At 65.4% G+C, this 16,821-nt stretch carries 17 protein-coding genes; 13 read left to right on the top strand and 4 right to left on the bottom strand.

Going from position 1 to position 16,821, the window contains the following annotated elements:
• Window position 1 precedes the first annotated feature (1 nt).
• A complete protein-coding gene (locus ACCQ07_RS07230) occupies window positions 2–778 on the top strand; it encodes a queuosine precursor transporter (protein ID WP_011346879.1) in 777 nt (258 codons plus the stop codon).
• A 276-nt stretch (window positions 779–1,054) separates the two neighbouring features.
• Entirely contained in the window at window positions 1,055–2,992 is a 1,938-nt protein-coding gene (locus ACCQ07_RS07225; RefSeq protein ID WP_372363937.1) for a DUF885 domain-containing protein, read from the top strand.
• Between the two features lie 80 nt (window positions 2,993–3,072).
• On the opposite strand, the gene mmuM is transcribed toward ACCQ07_RS07225, so the two are convergent.
• The 4 genes from mmuM to ACCQ07_RS07205 form a co-directional block, all read right to left on the bottom strand.
• Window positions 3,073–4,038 (bottom strand): homocysteine S-methyltransferase, encoded by a 966-nt coding sequence (gene mmuM / locus ACCQ07_RS07220; protein ID WP_008578257.1) that lies wholly within the window; start codon window positions 4,036–4,038, stop codon window positions 3,073–3,075.
• Window positions 4,035–5,432 (bottom strand): S-methylmethionine permease, encoded by a 1,398-nt coding sequence (gene mmuP, locus ACCQ07_RS07215; RefSeq protein WP_014089731.1) that lies wholly within the window; start codon window positions 5,430–5,432, stop codon window positions 4,035–4,037. Before mmuP ends, mmuM begins: the two co-directional genes overlap by 4 nt.
• 140 nt (window positions 5,433–5,572) lie before the next feature.
• The gene (locus tag ACCQ07_RS07210; RefSeq protein ID WP_014089730.1) at window positions 5,573–5,998 is read right to left on the bottom strand and encodes a hypothetical protein; all 426 of its coding nucleotides are present in this window, start codon (window positions 5,996–5,998) and stop codon (window positions 5,573–5,575) included.
• Window positions 5,999–6,054: 56 nt separating this feature from the next.
• Entirely contained in the window at window positions 6,055–6,735 is a 681-nt protein-coding gene (locus ACCQ07_RS07205; protein ID WP_071117422.1) for a hypothetical protein, read from the bottom strand.
• Window positions 6,736–7,326: 591 nt separating this feature from the next.
• Here ACCQ07_RS07205 and gloA2 point away from each other — a divergent pair.
• The 11 genes from gloA2 to ACCQ07_RS07150 all read left to right on the top strand — a co-directional run bounded on the left by gloA2 (window position 7,327) and on the right by ACCQ07_RS07150 (window position 16,602).
• Window positions 7,327–7,716 (top strand): SMU1112c/YaeR family gloxylase I-like metalloprotein, encoded by a 390-nt coding sequence (gene gloA2, locus ACCQ07_RS07200; protein WP_008578253.1) that lies wholly within the window; start codon window positions 7,327–7,329, stop codon window positions 7,714–7,716.
• Window positions 7,717–7,918: 202 nt separating this feature from the next.
• Entirely contained in the window at window positions 7,919–8,464 is a 546-nt protein-coding gene (locus tag ACCQ07_RS07195) for a hypothetical protein (RefSeq protein ID WP_071117421.1), read from the top strand.
• On the top strand, window positions 8,454–9,017 hold the full coding sequence (locus ACCQ07_RS07190; RefSeq protein ID WP_029819011.1) for a hypothetical protein: 564 nt from the start codon (window positions 8,454–8,456) through the stop codon (window positions 9,015–9,017). Before ACCQ07_RS07195 ends, ACCQ07_RS07190 begins: the two co-directional genes overlap by 11 nt.
• Before the next feature lie 89 nt (window positions 9,018–9,106).
• Window positions 9,107–9,556, top strand: coding sequence for a DUF2147 domain-containing protein (locus ACCQ07_RS07185; protein ID WP_003485424.1), 450 nt, complete (start codon window positions 9,107–9,109; stop codon window positions 9,554–9,556).
• A gap of 246 nt (window positions 9,557–9,802) precedes the next feature.
• Window positions 9,803–11,887, top strand: coding sequence for a methionine--tRNA ligase (metG, locus tag ACCQ07_RS07180; protein WP_071117420.1), 2,085 nt, complete (start codon window positions 9,803–9,805; stop codon window positions 11,885–11,887).
• Window positions 11,888–12,273: 386 nt separating this feature from the next.
• Complete coding sequence (locus tag ACCQ07_RS07175; RefSeq protein ID WP_372363936.1) at window positions 12,274–12,864, top strand: HAD family hydrolase; 591 nt, start codon at window positions 12,274–12,276, stop codon at window positions 12,862–12,864.
• A 1-nt stretch (window position 12,865) separates the two neighbouring features.
• Window positions 12,866–13,294 carry an Rnf electron transport complex subunit RnfB gene (gene rnfB, locus ACCQ07_RS07170; RefSeq protein ID WP_008578248.1) on the top strand — a complete coding sequence of 143 codons (429 nt, stop codon included), beginning with the start codon at window positions 12,866–12,868 and terminating at the stop codon, window positions 13,292–13,294.
• 613 nt (window positions 13,295–13,907) lie between these two features.
• Window positions 13,908–14,696: a hypothetical protein gene (locus ACCQ07_RS07165; protein ID WP_031425292.1), complete on the top strand. Its 789-nt coding sequence runs from the start codon at window positions 13,908–13,910 to the stop codon at window positions 14,694–14,696.
• An 85-nt stretch (window positions 14,697–14,781) separates the two neighbouring features.
• Window positions 14,782–15,150: a hypothetical protein gene (locus ACCQ07_RS07160; RefSeq protein WP_008578245.1), complete on the top strand. Its 369-nt coding sequence runs from the start codon at window positions 14,782–14,784 to the stop codon at window positions 15,148–15,150.
• A 58-nt stretch (window positions 15,151–15,208) separates the two neighbouring features.
• Window positions 15,209–15,772, top strand: a complete 564-nt coding sequence (locus ACCQ07_RS07155) for a sigma-70 family RNA polymerase sigma factor (protein ID WP_003485439.1) — start codon at window positions 15,209–15,211, stop codon at window positions 15,770–15,772.
• Window positions 15,769–16,602 carry an anti-sigma factor gene (locus ACCQ07_RS07150; RefSeq protein WP_008578243.1) on the top strand — a complete coding sequence of 278 codons (834 nt, stop codon included), beginning with the start codon at window positions 15,769–15,771 and terminating at the stop codon, window positions 16,600–16,602. The genes ACCQ07_RS07155 and ACCQ07_RS07150 overlap by 4 nt, the downstream gene beginning before the upstream one ends.
• Window positions 16,603–16,821 lie beyond the last annotated feature (219 nt).

Genomic DNA, 16,821 nt, shown 5'->3' with positions numbered 1-16,821 from the left:
CATGTCCCATGTGCGCACCCTCGACGATCGTGCGGTCCGCCTGTTCATCGCACTGGCGGCCTTCTTCTGCGTCAACGCGGCGCTGGCCGAGTTCATTGGCGTCAAGATCTTCGCGTTGGAAGACACGCTCGGCATTGCGCCACTGAACTGGAATCTGTTCGGCCAGCGCGGCTCGCTCAGCTTCACCGCCGGCACCTTGCTGTGGCCGATCGTGTTCATCATGACCGACACCATCAACGAGTTCTTCGGCAGCCGCGGGGTGCGTTTCATCTCGTGGGTGGCGGTGGTGCTGATCGGCTATGGCTTCGTGTTCGCCTTCGCGGCCATTGCGCTGGCGCCGGCGGGCTGGTGGGTCACTGCGGCGCAGAGCCAGGGGGTGCCCGATTACCAGGCCGCATTTGCGGCAGTGTTCGGACAAGGGCTGTGGACCATCGGCGGCTCGCTGGTGGCATTCCTGTTCAGCCAGTTGATCGATGTCTCGGTGTTTCACCGCATCCGTCGCGTCACTGGCGAAAAACACGTGTGGCTGCGCGCCACCGGCTCCACTGCGGTCTCGCAGGTGGTGGACAGCTTCGTGGTGATCTATATCGCCTTCGTGCTCGGCCCGCAGCATTGGTCGATCGACCAGTTCCTGGCGGTGAGCACGCTCAACTACATCTACAAGATGGGCTTTGCGGTCTTACTGATCCCGCTGCTGTATCTGGCACGCCGCGGCATCACCGCGTACCTGGGCGCCGAGCGTGCCGAGCAGCTGCGCGAAGAAGCCGCTGCCGACTGAGCCGGGCTGTCTCCCAGCCAGGGTCATCGCAACGCAATGGGTTGCGGCGGCAACGTCTGGTCGCCAGTGGTCCTGATCGCGGCGCTGCGAGCCAGCCCACCGCGGTGTGACTTGGACGCAGCCTTGCCGGTCATGTCGCAGCGCACCACATCACCCCAGGCGCAGCACCGCGCCCATGCGCCGCATGAATTGCCGATAGGCGGTATGCCCCCAATGGGTGGCCGTAACCGTGCGGATCGGGCAAGCTCCCCCCCTCGCTTGTTTCCGGAGCCGGTAATGCCCCTCAGCTTTTCCCGCCTGCTGTCCCTGGCCATGGCCGCCCTCGTGAGCCTGTCGCTGGCGGCGCCGGCCGATGCGGCCAAGAAGAAGACCGCCAAGGCACAGACCACGCAAACGCGCGCGAAGGCGAGCAAAGGCAAGAAGACCGCCAAGCCGGCAGCCAAAAGCACCAAGGGCAAGGGCAGGAAGGCCGCCAAGGTCAGGCCACGCACGGTGGCCGCGCCGGTGGTGCTGACCAAGGCGCAGCAGCTCAACCTGCTGTACGACCAATACTGGGACGCCTCGCTCAAGCTCAACCCGCTGCAGGCCACCTTCCAGGGCGAGAGCCGCTACAACGACCAGTTGCCGAACTTCCTGTCGCCGGCATTCCGCCAGCAATCGCACGATTTCACCGTACTGTGGCTGGGCAAGGCCGAGGCGCTGGGGCCCGATGGGCTGAGTGGGCAGGACCTGCTCAGTTACCAGATCTTCGTGCGCGATGCGCGCAGCGCACTGGCCGCCGAGCAGTTCCCCAGCTGGATGCTGCCGATCAACCAGTTCTACAACATCGCCAGCATTGCGGTGGTGCTGGGTTCGGGCACCGGCGCGCAGCCGTTCAAGACGGTCAAGGATTACGACAACTGGTCGCGGCGTGCGCTCGGCATTCCCGACCTGTTCGAGCAGGCCATCGCCAACATGCGTGCCGGCATGCAGGCCGGCGTGGTGCAGCCCAAGGTGCTGATGCAGAAGGTGCTGCCGCAGCTGGACGCGATCATCGCGCGCAATGCCGAAGACAGCCTGTTCTGGGGGCCGGTGCGCAACCTGCCCGCCGACATGCCCGAGGCCGACAAGCAGCGCATCACTGCCGAGTACAAGCGCATGATCGAAGTGCGCATCATGCCGGCCTACCGCGCGTTGCGCGGCTTCATCGCCACCGAATACCTGCCCGCCTGCCGCGATAGCGATGGACTGGCGGCATTGCCCAATGGCGCGGCGTGGTACGCCTATGACGTACGCCAGAGCACCACCACGGATTTGACCCCGGAACAGGTGCATCAGATCGGCCTGGATGAGGTCGCTCGCCTGCAGGGAGAAATCCAGGCAGTGGCCAAACAGGTCAAATTCCGCGGCAACCTGCCCAAGTTCTACAAGTTCATGCAGACCGACCGGCGCTTCGGCTTCCGCAGCGACACCGAGTTGCTGGGCACGTACCGCAGCCTGCAGGGCCGCGTGCAGCTGGCGGTGCCGCGGCTGTTCAACACCCAGGGCATGCCGGCGCTGGAAGTTCGTGCGGTGGAACCGCAGCGTGCGCAATCGGCCGCCAGCGGCTCGTACATGCGCCCAAGCGGCGACGGCAGCACGCCGGGCATCTTCTACGTCAACACCTCGGACCTGCCTTCACGCAAGACCTGGGAGGCCGAGAGCCTGTACCTGCACGAAGCGGTGCCCGGCCACCACTACCAGCTGGGGTTGCAGCAGCAGTTGACCGACCTGCCCAAGTTCCGCCGCCTGGGCGGTGAGACGGCCTACATCGAAGGCTGGGGCCTGTATGCCGAATCGCTTGGCCGCGAGCTAGGGCTGTATGACGACCCCTACAACTACTACGGCTATCTGCAGAACGCCTTGTGGCGCTCGATTCGCCTGGTCACCGACACCGGCCTGCACAGCAAGGGCTGGACGCGTAGCCAGGCCATCGACTACATGGTGGACAACTCCGCCATGAGCCGTGCCGATGCCGAAGCCGAGGTCGACCGCTACATGGCCATCCCCGGCCAGGCGCTGGCCTACAAGGTGGGCGAGATGAAGATTGCGCAATTGCGCGAGCAGGCGCAGCGCGAGCTGGGCCCACGCTTCGATGTCCGCGCCTTCCACACCGAAGTACTCAAGGACGGCTCGGTGCCGCTGGATATCTTGCAGGACAAGATCCAGCGCTGGATCGCCACGCAGAAGGGATAAAGCGTACGGCTACGGTAGTTGGACGCTGCTGACCCGTTACTGCGGGTAGGCCTTCGATGCGCGCGCGTTCGCAGGTCGGGTCAGCCCAGCGCACGCGCCGCCGCCAGCGCGGCGATATCGCGCGGTGCGGTGCGGCAGCAGCCACCGATCAAGCGCGCGCCAGCCGCCAACCAGTGCGCATGCTGGTCGGCCAACGTGAGCGCAGCCCCGTGACCGGCGTGCCAGCGCTTGTCGCTGGCGTCGTAGTGCTCGCCCGAGTTCGGATATACCACCAGCGGCAGCGCAGTCAACGCCGCAAGGCTGTGCAATGCAGCGCTCGCCTGATCCAGTGCAATGCAGTTGATGCCCACCGCAATCACCTGCGCGCAGGCATCCAGCGCCGGCACCACCTGCGCCAGCGGCGTGCCGTCGCTCAGATGCGCCGCATCGCGCAAGGTGAAGGAAAACCAGGCATGCAGCTGCGGAAATTCGTGCTGCAGCAACTGCCGCAGGGCCACGATTTCGCTGGCCGATGGCAGCGTCTCGCAAGCCAGCAGATCCACGCCCGCCTCGGCCAGCGCGGCGATGCGCGGGCGATGGAAATCCATCAACTGCTCGATCGGCAGCACGTAGTCGCCACGATATTCCGAGCCATCGGCCAGATACGCGCCATACGGCCCCACCGAGCCGGCCACCCACAGCGGCGCCGCATACGGGTGCAGGGTCAGATGATCGGCACGCGCCTGCGCCGCCAGCGCCACGCTGCGAGCGATCAACGCCTGCGCTTGCGCAGCATCCAGTCCGCGTGCGGCAAATCCCAGCGGCGTGGCCTGATAACTGGCGGTGATCGCGCATTGCGCACCGGCAGCGAAGTAGTCGCGATGCACCTGATAGATCAGCTCCGGCTGCTCCATCAGCACGCGCGCCGACCACAGCGCATCGTTGAGATCGCAGCCGCGCTGTTCCAGCTCGGTGGCCAGCGCGCCATCCAGCACCACATAGCCATCGTGCTGCAAGGCCTGGCTGAAAGGTGCGTTGGCGCGCGGCTGGCGTGGAAGAATCGTCATGCGTGCAGTCTCCGGGCCGCAAGCCATTGAGTCAGTGCGTAGGCGCCATAGCACAGCGCGACGAACGGAACACCGCACCACAGCGCAATGCGCTGCTGCGGATCAAATGCCAGGCCGATGCAGGCGAGCAGACACAGCGAAAAGCCCAGAATTGGGGTCCATGGGTACCACGGCGCGCGATACGCCAACGTTTCCAGCGCAGCGCCATCGCGCAGCAGTTGGCGACGGAAACGGTAATGCGCCGCGCAGATGCTCAGCCACACCACCACGACCGCGAATCCCGAGACCGCCGAGATCGCAACGAACACCGTCTCTGGCGCATACACGCCGGTGAGCAGCGCCAGCAAGCCGCCCAGCATGCTCAGCGACACGGCACGCAGTGGAATGCCGCGGCCGGTCAGGCGCGCCAGGCCGCTCGGCAACGTGCCTTCGTTGGCCAACGACCACAGCATGCGCGCGGCCGCATACAGACCGGAATTGGCCGCCGACAGGATCGCGGTGAGGATCACCGCATTCAAGATGTCGGCTGCATATGGAATGCCCAACAGCTCGAAGGCGCGCACGAACGGGCTGGTTTCCACCGCCGCTTGTTTGGCGGGAAGCAGCGCCGCAAGCACCAGCACCGTGCCGACGAACAGCACCACCAGCCGCACCAGCGTGGTGCGGATTGCCAGCGGAATCGCGCGTGCAGGCTGGGCGGCTTCGCCGGCCGCCACACCGATCAACTCGGTGCCGGAAAATGCGAAATTCACCGCCACCATCGTCATCAAGATCGGCAGCGTGCCATGCGCAAACCAGCCCTCGGCGCGCAGATGGCGCAGCCCCGGTGCGGGCGAACCATCGGCCAACGGCAACAGACCGATCACCGCCGCGCCGCCAAGCACGATGAATACCAGGATGGTGACCACCTTGATCAACGAAAACCAGAACTCGCCTTCGGCAAACCAGCGCGCCGAGACTGTATTCAGGCCGAAGATCAGCGCGCAGAACAGCAGGCACCAGGGCCACGCCGGACTGTGCGGAAACCAGTACTGCATGCAGAACGCTGCGGCAGTCAGGCTCGAGCCCAATGCCACCGTCCAGGTCAACCAGTACAACCACGCCACCACGTAGCCGGTCGCCCGGCCGAGGTAACGCGCGGCATACACGTGAAACGCACCGGTTTGCGGCATCGCCACCGCCAGCTCGCCCAGGCATTGCATCACCAGGTACACCACCAGTGCGCCGATCAGATACGCCAGTACCGTGCCAAGCGCGCCGGTGCTGGCAATGATGTACCCGGTGTTGAAAAACAGGCCGGTGCCGATCACGCCGCCCAGCGACAGCATCACCAGATGGCGCACCTGCATGCTGCGCTGGAACTGCGGCGCGGTGGCAGACGACGATTCGGGCATGGGTGCATCTGATCGGGGGGAAGCTTTATCCTGCCACGCGCAGCCAGACGGGCACAGCCGTGCGCAAGCCAGCCGTGGGCGAGGGCCCGCCTCTGACTGGCGGGCGGTGATGCTGCCGATCGGTTCGTTCGCCGTGCCGGTCAGGGATCGAGCCGGCAATAGGCGCCCGGTATGTAGCCGAAGCTCTCGCTCATCGCTTTGCGAAACTCGGCGAATGTGAAGTCGGTCGCCACTCGCATCAACACGCCGGCATAGGCACCGCCGGTTTTGCCGTTGCTGCCGGTGCCCCACTGCACCTGCCAGGTTGCGTAGGTATTACCGTCGTGGGCCTGCGCGCGCTGCAGGTCCACACGCAGGCCTTTGACCAGTTCCATGCCCGAAATCACGCCTTCGCTGTTGGCGTAGTTGGCGGGGACTTGGATCACGGTACCGTCGTTGACATCGCTGCGGCGGATGCCGAGATGGTTGGCGATCTTCGCCGCCAGGTAGTCGTCGAGCACATGCTTGCGGATCGCGTTGCTGGCACTGCCGAACGTGCCGGTGCCGTTGTTGGTGTAGGTGGTCATGGAGAAAGTCCTCTGGTGTTGGGTGGATGACCGGATGGGCGACGGTGCCGGGCCGGTCAGAGTTGGTGCAGGCGTTCGATGAACCGCGTGCGGTCCTCGATGCGCTGGTCGGTGGCGATCAGCGGCCTGCCCTGCCAGGTCGCCTTGCCGACGCGGGCGAGGGTTACCTGGGCATCGGTGAGATCGGCGGCCTTAACCTCCACGCTCTCGGTCAACTGCGCATAGCGGATCAGCAACCGATCACGTGCGATGTAGACCACCTGGCTGGACGTCGCCGTGCCCATATTGATCTCGATCTGCTCCACCAGCGCCGGCAACCGGTGCGATGTCAGCAGTTCGAGGCGATTGACGCTGCAGATGCACGACCAGCCGGCAAACATGCCGTCCTCGGTGAGCAGGGGAGCAAATTGCGGCAGCCAGGCCAGCGAAAAGCAGCTATCGACGACCAGCGCCGGCGTGCGGATGCCGATGGTGACCAGATCCTCGATGAAGCTCGTGACCTTTTCGACACCTGTGCAGTCGTTTAACTTGGTCGGTGCTCCTTGGTTGTCGACATCGCCGTGGCCGCCGCCGATCCACAGCGTGTCGTAATGCAACTGCGGCGTGCCCTGCTCGGTGCGCGGCAAGGCCGCGAAGATGGCGTCGCGATCGGGCAGCGTGCCGGCCGGGTGCCGGATCACATGCACGCCCTGGGGGATGGATTTGAGATGCTGCGGCTGGAACGCAAGAATGGACATGGGCAGGCTCGGTTGGCATGGAAGGACGATGCCGCGGCGGCGTCATGCAAACGCACACCGGTACGACATCGGTGTCCAGCATCGGCGGCGGCGACAGTGCAACCCATCGGCAAACCCCTGAGATCGGCCTGCCACGCGGAGGATGTTGGCGCTGCACGTCCGTGCTGGCGCCATGCGCGCGTCAGCCGTGCGGTGGTCTTCGATGTGCACGCACGGAGCGCTGCGTCACGCGCATTGCATAACCCCGCCCGATGTCGATCGGCCATCCTGCCAAACGCACGCAGACCAGCACAGCCATGCGTAGGCGCGCGGTGAAACAGGACCTGCGGCTAACGCTCGGGCGATTATGCTGCCGATTGGTTTCTGCTGGTCCTCTGACATGCCGCACCCTTACCTTCGATCTGCACAAACATCCGTGCACTGCCTGCTTGCCGGGCGCTTGCCCACAAATCCGCCAAGGCCACAGCACGCTGCGTGCGATAGCGGTGCTGCGTCCTGCATCGCGGACGGGCGCCTGCCATCTGCATGCGAGGCGCCGTCGAGCGCGCCGGCACTGCCCGGCCGGTCAACGTCAATGCGCCGGAGCGCGGCATGATGCTCGCCGGCATCCACCATGTGGCGATCATCGCCGGCGACTACGCGCGTTCCAAACGGTTCTATTGCCAGATCCTGGGCCTGCGCGTGCTCGACGAGCATTACCGACAGGCGCGCGATTCGTGGAAGCTGGATCTGGCGCTGCCCGATGGCGGACAGATCGAGTTGTTCTCGTTCCCCGCTGCCCCGGCACGCCCCAGCCGCCCTGAAGCCCAAGGGCTGCGCCACCTTGCGTTTCGCGTCGCAGATCTGGACAGCGCGGTTGCGCACCTCAATGCATCCGGCGTGGCCACCGAAGACATCCGCATCGACGAATACACCGGCCGCCGCTTTACCTTTTTTGCAGATCCGGACGAGCTGCCGCTGGAGTTGTACGAGGTCGGCTAGCGTATGCCTGACGGAACCGTAGTGCAGCGAGGCACGCGTACCCGTTGAGTCATACGCCGACCTTCGCCTCGCAAAGGTATCGACCGCGTGACTCAAGCGCAGGGACGAGCGGCCGTTATCAAGAGGCTGGCGTCATGTCGCCGCGGTGGCGTCGCAGGCATGGATGCGGCACAGACAACGTACGCCATGCCGGACCTGACGCATGTTTCATTTCATCTTGCGCATCGTTGTAGCCGTGGCGATCGTACTTGCCGGCTGCGGTTTTCTTTTCCCCAAGCGCTATGTCGCGCCAAAACCTGGCGAGCCGTTCGCCACCCTGTCGCTGGCCAAGCCCACCAGGCCCAACCCGATACCCATCGAGCCGGTCCAATACTTCGATGTTTTCGACGATGCCAGCTGCGCAAAGGGTGGCCATGGCGGATTTCTGGGCGCACTGACGCCGCCCGTCAACGGCGTGCTCGGGAAGTTGAGCAACAATCAGTCTCGCGAGGCGTATTCGGTTGTCCCCGACAGACAGCTGTTTTTACGTGCACGAATGGTGCAAACGCTCGACTCGCGTCGTCGGAGCCTGACCACAAACAATTGCACCAACCTGGTGACATTCAAGCCCGCGCCTGGCGAGCACTATGTCGCTAGCCAGCTCTATGATGATCAACGCTGCCTGCTTACCGTCATCGACGAAAAGACCGGCCTTGCCCCGGCAGATTTGGAAGTTGTTCCGATTTCAGGCGAGTGCCATGCCGACTAGACGCATCCTGATCACGGCACTGGTCGCGCTTCTGGCCGGTTGTGGGATGACGCGCAGCGCGTCGATTTCCTTGTCGACCTTCGATGAGCCACGCGATGGGCCGCGTGCGCGTATCCGCTTGGTCACCGAACGACCCGCACCCGTGCTTTATCCAAACCGCACATGCGTCGGCGGAGCGATCCGTGGCGCCGGAATTGCGCCAAGCTCGCGGCCCGGTCCATTCGGCACGGGCGCAGGGCAGAAGATAGGGATACCTGCCGTTGCCGTCAGCGGAGGACGCTACGTGACTGAAACGCAGGTCAAGGCAGGCGAGCCGCTCACCCTGTCGCTGTCGGCAGGTGGCTGCATGGACAACCGCTGCGTAGTGAACGCACCGCTATGTACCGTAAGCCGCAGCTTTGTCCCTGAGGCCGGCCAGGATTATGTCGCCACCCTCCTGTTGCAAGGGCAGGAGTGCGAGGTGGAGATGTTCCGCATCGTCACCCAGCAGGGACGAACACGCCTCATGGCCGAGCAGACGGTGGCGGCATCGCGTTGCCCCGTTTCAAACTGAACGCCCTGACTTTCCCGCACCATACCCCACGGTATACATTCGCGATCAGGCCGCCGACGGCGGCCCTAGCAAACCCTGGGAGGGGAACCATGCGCAAGACCTTCAAGACCCTGTTGCTCGCGCTGCCGCTGGCGGCCGCTTCGCTGATGGCCCATGCGGCCGATTCGCCGGTGGGCCGCTGGACGACCATCGACGATGAAACCGGCAAGCCCAAGTCGGTGGTGCAGATCGAGCAGGCCGCCAATGGCACGCTGAGCGGCAAGGTGGTCGAGATCCTGCAGTCGTCCAAGGGGCCCAACCCGGTCTGCGACAAGTGCGACGGCGCACTCAAGGGCAAGCCGATCAAGGGCATGACCATCCTGTGGGGCCTCAAGCCCGACGGCACCGCAGTGTGGAGCGGTGGTTCGGTACTCGACCCGGCCAAGGGCAAGACCTACAAGTCCAAGATCACCCTCACCGACGGCGGCAAGAAGCTGCAGATGCGCGGCTACGTCGGCATCGAAGCGCTGGGCCGTACCCAGACGTGGGTGCGTGAGTAATCGGGATTCGAGATTGGTGATTCGGGATTTGCACGAGCGGGCGTCCTTCGGGGCGCCCTTTTTTGTGCACAGGCGCATTTTGGGGCTTGCCTGCAAGCAGGATTAACGGCTGCCGCTGCTGCAGAGATGGCTAACGCCGCGCGGCTCGACAGGCAGGCGGCTTGATCCTGCTTTGACGAATCCCCAATCCCCAATCCCGGCTCACGACTAATGCGATAATCGCGCGTCCCCCGCATTACGCCCGCCATGACCCGCACCGCACTCGTCACTACTGCCCTGCCCTACGCCAACGGCCCGCTGCATCTTGGCCATCTGGTCGGCTACATCCAGGCCGATATCTGGGTGCGCGCGCGCCGGTTGCGCGGCGACAAGACCTGGTTCGTCTGTGCCGACGACACCCATGGCACGCCGATCATGCTGGCTGCAGAGAAGGCCGGGGTGACCCCTGAAGCCTTCATCGCCAACATCCAGGCCAGCCACGAGCGCGATTTCGCCGCGTTCGGCGTGACCTTCGACCATTACGATTCGACCAATTCGTCGGTCAATCGCGAGCTCACCGAAGCCTTCTACGCCAAGCTGGAGGCCGCCGGCCACATCAGCCGCCGCTCGGTGGCGCAGTTCTACGATACGGCCAAGGGCATGTTCCTGCCGGACCGCTACATCAAGGGCATCTGCCCCAACTGCGGCAGCCCCGACCAGTACGGCGACAACTGCGAAGTGTGCGGCGCCACCTATGCGCCCACCGAGCTGAAGGAACCGAAGTCGGTGATTTCAGGTGCCACCCCGGAACTGCGCGATTCGGAACACTTCTTCTTCGAAGTGGGCCATTTCGACGGATTCCTGCGTGAGTGGCTGGCTGGCGACGTGGCATTGCCCGGGGTCAAGGCCAAGCTCAAGGAATGGCTGGATGCCGAAGGCGGCCTGCGCGCCTGGGATATCTCGCGCGATGCGCCCTACTTCGGCTTCCAGATCCCCGGACAGCCTGGCAAGTATTTCTACGTGTGGCTGGATGCGCCGATCGGCTACCTGTGCAGCTTCAAGACGCTGTGCGCGCAGATGGGCGAGGACTTCGCCTCGCATCTGGTGGCCGGCACCCAGACCGAGCTGCATCACTTCATCGGCAAAGACATCGTCAATTTCCACGGCCTGTTCTGGCCGGCGGTGCTGCACGGCACCGGCCACCGCGCGCCGACCCGCCTGCACGTCAACGGCTACCTGACGGTGGACGGCGCCAAGATGTCCAAGTCGCGCGGCACCTTCGTCATGGCGCGGACCTTCCTGGATGTCGGCCTGGAGCCGGAGGCGCTGCGTTACTACTTCGCGGCCAAGTCTTCCGGCGGCGTGGACGACCTGGACCTCAACCTGGGGGATTTCATCGCGCGGGTGAATGCGGACCTGGTCGGCAAGTTCGTCAACCTGGCCAGCCGCTGCGCGGGCTTCATCGGCAAGCGCTTCGACGGCAAGCTGGCTGATGCGCTACCCGATGCCGCCCAGTACGACCGCTTCGTCGCCGCGCTGACGCCGATCCGCGAGGCCTACGAGCGCAACGACGCGGCCAGCGCGATCCGCCAGACCATGGCGCTGGCCGACGAGGCCAACAAGTACATCGACGACACCAAGCCGTGGGTGATCGCCAAGCAGGACGGCGCCGATGCGCAGCTGCAGTCGGTCTGCACGCAGGGCCTGAACCTGTTCCGCATCCTGGTGGCCGCGCTCAAGCCGATCCTGCCGCGCACCTGCGCCGAAGCCGAAGCCTTCCTGTCGGCGCCGATGACCAGTTGGGAAGACGTGGTCCGCCCGCTGACAGCGCACACGATCCAGCCCTACACCGCCCTGTTTACCCGTATCGACCCCAAACTGATCGACGCCATGACCGACGCTTCCAAAGACACGATGGCCGCACCTGCGGCACCGGCTGCAACCACCAAGCCCGCACCGAGCAGGGCCGACGCAAAGCCTGCCGCCGTTGCGAATCCCGAATCCCAAACCACCAATCCCGGCTTCATCAGCATGGATGACTTCGCCAAGCTCGACCTGCGCATCGGCAAGGTGCTGGTGTGCGAATTCGTGGAAGGCTCGGACAAGTTACTGCGTTTCGAACTGGACGCCGGCGAACTGGGCAAGCGGCAGATTTTCTCCGGCATTCGCGCCAGCTACGGCGAGCCGGACGCACTGGTCGGCCGCAGCGTGGTGTTCATTGCCAACCTGGCCCCACGCAAGATGCGTTTTGGCATCAGCGAAGGCATGATCTTGTCGGCCGGCTTCGACGGCGGCGCGCTGGCGCTGCTGGATGCCGACAGCGGCGCACAGCCGGGCATGCCGGTCAGGTAATGGGATTGGGGAGTTGGGAGTTGGGAGTTGGGAATCGGGAATCGTAAAAGCGGAGTCTGCAAGGTCTGCTGATTGCGAGCTTGAGAATCGCCGCACCCGACATCCACACAGCGATTTGCGCTTGAGAGGCTGACAAAACATATTGGAAAACACGAACTGATGAGGGATGCGCGAACAGCGCGCTCTCAAACCCCTCTCCTGCGGGAGAGGGGTTGGGGTGAGGTCGGGGCGAAGCTCTGGTGTGGTTGTCGCTGCACGTGGCTTCGCTCGTACCCTCATCCGCCGCTGCGGGGCACCTTCTCCCCCATGAAGGAGGACAATGTCCCGGTGGGGGAAGGGACATCCGGCACAGCTTCAACCAACTCCAATCCACCATCCACGCCCCAATGCACCTGGCCCTGTTCGACTTCGACCACACCATCACCACCTGCGACAGCTATGGCCGTTTCCTGCGCAAGGTGGCAACGCCGGCGCAGGTTGCGGCGGCCAGATGGCAGGCGGGGCCCTGGGTGTTGGGGTTCCGGATGGGCGTGGTGTCTGCCGCCGCACTGCGCGCGCGGGTGACGCGACTGGTTTTCAGCGGCCGCTCGCTCGATGAGATGAACGCGCATGGCGCCGAGTACGCGCGCACCGCGCTGCCAGGCATGCTGCGCGACGAGATGATGCAACGTATCGACTGGCATCAGGCGCAGGGACATGAAGTGGTGCTGGTGTCGGCATCGCTGGATCTGTATCTGCAACCGTGGTGTACCCAGCATGGGTTGTCGCTGATCTGCAATCGGCTGGAACACGCTGCAGATGTGCTGAGCGGGCGCTATGCCGACGGCGATTGCGGGCCGCACAAGGTCGCGCGGATTTGCAATCAATACGACTTGCATCGGTACGACTGCGTGCACGCCTATGGCGACAGCCGCGAAGACAAACCGATGCTCGCGCTTGCGCAACAACGCTGGTATCGCGGGCATCTGCTGCACTGAAATGGCCGCGACGTCCGCCCCTGCACCCGATCTGGTCGAACGCCTCGACCGCCTGCTGCCGCAGACCCAATGCGGGCAATGCGGGTATGACGGCTGTCGTCCGTACGCGCAGGCGATGGCAGATGGCCAGGCGACGATCGATCACTGCCCGCCCGGCGGCGATGCCGGGGCACGCGCCTTGGCGCAGGTGCTGGGCGTGCCTGCACGTCCCTACGATCGCAGTCGCGGCGCACACAAACTGCCGCAGGTGGCCTGGATCGTGGAAGCCGACTGCATCGGCTGCACCAAGTGCATCCAGGCCTGCCCGGTGGATGCCATCGTCGGCGGCGCCAAGCATATGCACACGGTGATCGCACCGTTGTGTACCGGTTGCGAACTGTGTCTGCCGGCGTGCCCGGTGGATTGCATCGAGTTGCATCCGACCGGCTGAGGCGGCGGTCAGCGCGATACCGCGTCCAGTCGATGCCTGCATGCTCATGGATTGGCGCGCAGTCCAGCATGACCACCAGCTGCGAAAGGCAGATTTCGAACTGCGCGACAGGCAGGCGATGCCCCGATCGATCAGTGGCCTGCGCATGCAGGTTGGAAGGCCGGCACCAAGAACATCGACACCGCCGCAAGCGGGTTGGCATTGATCCGAATCTCCGGGTTACAACCGCGTTTGGCTGCGCGCCAGTCGCATGCGCATGCAAACGTGTGCAACCGACATGTCGATGCGCCACGCTGCGGAGCGGTGGCCGCGAGCCACCGCGGACTGCGCGACCTGATCGCGCTGCGCGCGCATGCGCCCACCGTTGGAAACGTTGCACTACGCGCGCGCGCCGTGGCATATGCCACCACGCTTGCCGTCACTCTCGCTCGCCCATGGCGGCAAGACCACCGGTTGCCACACGAGGCCGTGCCGCTGCAGCACTGTCGCCAACCACTCCCAAGCCAGCCACGCCAGCGCCCACCACCGCGCCGTCAGGAACGTCCTGACGCAGCCGGCGCATCCGTGCTGCGGCCGCGCCCGTATTGGTAGGCACCCCATCGAGGATCTGCCGATGCGTCCACTTGCCGCCACCCTCGCCGCGCTCACCGTCCGTTGCCGGCCGATTCGGCCGTTGTTGCTGCTGGTACTCGGCAGCCTGCCGCTCGGCGCAGGCGCGGTGACGCGGGTGGACGGCGATGCCTTCGATGGCGACAACGGCGCGTTGCGGTATCGCGAGTCGCACTGGTTGCTCGACGATGGCGGGCGGCTGGTGCTGTACCGCTGCCCGGACGGGCGGGCGTTTGCGCGCAAGCAGGTCGACGGCGGCGGCAGCTCGCCTGATTTCAGCCTGATCGATGGACGCGACGGATATCGCGAAGGCGTGCGCCAACGCGACGGCGTCCGCGAAATGTACCAGCTCGCCCCCGGCAAACCCGAACGCCGCACCACGCTGCCGTCTGGCGGCGGCGCGCGGGTGATCGATGCCGGGTTCGACGCCTACCTGCGCGAGCACTGGGACGCCATTGCGCGTGCGCCGCAACAGGTGGACTTCGTGCTGCCCAGCCTGCAGCGGCAGTTGGGCTTCCGGGTCGAACGCCTGGGCGATGCTGCCGGCCAGCGGCGCTTCCGCATCAGCCTGGATGCCTGGTATGGGGCGGCAGTGCCATCGCTGGAGGTGCGTTATTCGCTCGCCGACAAGCGGCTGCTCGAGTTCCGCGGGGTCGGCAATCTGCGCGATGCGAACGGCCGCTATCCGCGCGTGCGCATCGTCTTTCCGGACACCCCCGCGCGGACGGCCAGTGCCGAGGAATTGCGCGACGCGCGCGAGCAGCCGCTGGCCACCTCGTGCAGCGCCCCATGAACCACGCCCGCGCCATCTTCACGTCCGACCACGCGCGCTTGCGTACAACGGCCCGGGCACCCATTCCCCCTACAGGAGCACCGTCGTGGCAAAAGCCTATCTCTGGATCAATGCAGTGCTCTACGTCGTCCTGGCGGTGTGGTGCACGCTCTCTCCGGCCAAGACCGCAACGGCAGTGGGCTATACCCAGCTCTCGCCGGCAGGGCAATCGGAGTATCTGGTCATCTACGGCGGGTTGCAGCTGGGCATGGCGTTCCTGTTCGGCTACTTCGCGTGGATCGACCAAGCCCGCACCGGCCTGGTGGTCGCCCTGGCGTTCTATGTTCCCATCGTGCTGTTCCGCAGCGTCTCGCTCTCGCGCTTGTGGCCGGTCTCCGCACCCACTGTTGCGCTTGCCGGGGTGGAGATCCTGTTGTTGCTCGCCGCGGTGCTGCTGTGGTTCCAGCGCAAGTGAAAGACACGCTCGGCCCAGTCCGGTAGCATCGCCCCCACCTCACCCAACGCCCGACCGCATGAGTGCCATTCCTGGCCACGACGACGATGAGACCGGACGCCTGCTGACCGCCACCGCGGGCGGCGACCGGCATGCTTTCGAAGCGCTGTATCGGCAAACCTCCGCCAAGCTGTTCGGCGTGTGCCTGCGGATGATCCCGCAACGTGCCGAAGCCGAAGAGGTGCTGCAGGACGTGTTCACGCTGATCTGGCACAAGGCCGGGCAGTTCGACCCGAGCCGCGCACGCGGGCTCACGTGGCTGGCGATGATCGCGCGCAACAAGGCCATCGACCATCTGCGCGCCAACGCGCCGCAGCGCCGCAACGTGGCGCTGGACGATGCCGGCGAACTGCGTGCCAGCGATGCCTCGCCGCTGGACCGCACCGAGCGCGCCAGCACGCGCCGGCGCATCGATCACTGCCTGGCCGAACTGGAACCGCCACGCAGCGAGTTGATTCGCACGGCATTCTTCGAAGGCATCACCTACGAAGAACTCGCCGCGCGCACCGATACGCCGATCGGCACGGTCAAGAGCTGGATCCGTCGGGGTCTGGCCAAACTCAAGGCATGTCTGGAACGATGAGTACGCCCTTTCCCATCGACCAGGAACCGCCACGCGACGTGCTGGCCGGCGAATACGTGCTTGGCCTGTTGAGCGCAGAAGAACGCCTGGCGGCCGAACAACGCATTGCCACCGACGGCCAGTTCGCCCAGGCAGTGCTGCAGTGGCAGGAACTGCTGGCGCCGCTGCTGGAGGAAATCGTGGCGCAGACGCCACCGGATCAGGTGTGGGTACGCGTACGCCAGGCGCTGGGCTTCGATACGCCCTTGCGCGCGGTGCCGTCTGCAGCGCCGGTCAGCACGACCGCGCCCGCGGCCCCGTTGTGGAACAACGTGCGGTTCTGGCGCTGGGCCAGCGTCGGCGGCCTGGCCACTGCCGCGGTCTGCGTGCTCGCCCTGCTCAACGTGCGCACGCCGCCGGCACCGGTGCAGCCGCCGTCAACCGGCGAAGTGGTGCAGACCCCGGTCACCCCGCCTGCGACCAATCCGCCTGCCGCGACCGGGATCGCCATGACTTCGACCCTGGCCACCGAAGACGGTCGCCCGGGTTATGTGGCCTTGATGGACGCCGACAAGCACACCATCACGGTGACGCCGCTGGACCGCACCGCCACCGCCGACAAGGTGCCGGAGCTGTGGCTGATCACCCCCGACGGCAAGGCCCATTCGATGGGCACCTTCGACGATCAGCGTGCACGCCGTGCGCAGATTCCCGATCAGTTGATGCCCATGTTGAGCAACGAGGCCATTCTGGCCGTCACGCTGGAGCCGCCGGGCGGCGCGCCCGGTGGCGTTGCCACCGGCACCGTGGTGGCCAAGGGCGGCATCAGCACGCTGGCGATGGCTCCCTGATCCAGCGCGCCTAACCTCGCCTGCGGGCACTCGCAGGCGGGGCTCTGCAAAACAGCCTCATCCGCGCCGGACGTCTCTGGCGCGGGCAATGTGTGCGCAGCTGCGCGATTCATTCGCGACGCCAAGCGAACCCCACCCATGCGTGCGACGATCAAGCGGGCTGGTGCATCTGTTTGCCGGCAGCGTCCGTACTGGGTCACGACTACCTATGGAGAATCA

Origin of the sequence: Xanthomonas sp. NCPPB 3583 (assembly GCF_041475715.2) — a bacterium.
Classification (GTDB): Bacteria; Pseudomonadota; Gammaproteobacteria; order Xanthomonadales; family Xanthomonadaceae; genus Xanthomonas; species Xanthomonas euvesicatoria.
The sequence above is the reverse complement of the archived record's forward strand: the minus strand, read 5'-3'. Positions and strand labels throughout refer to the sequence as shown.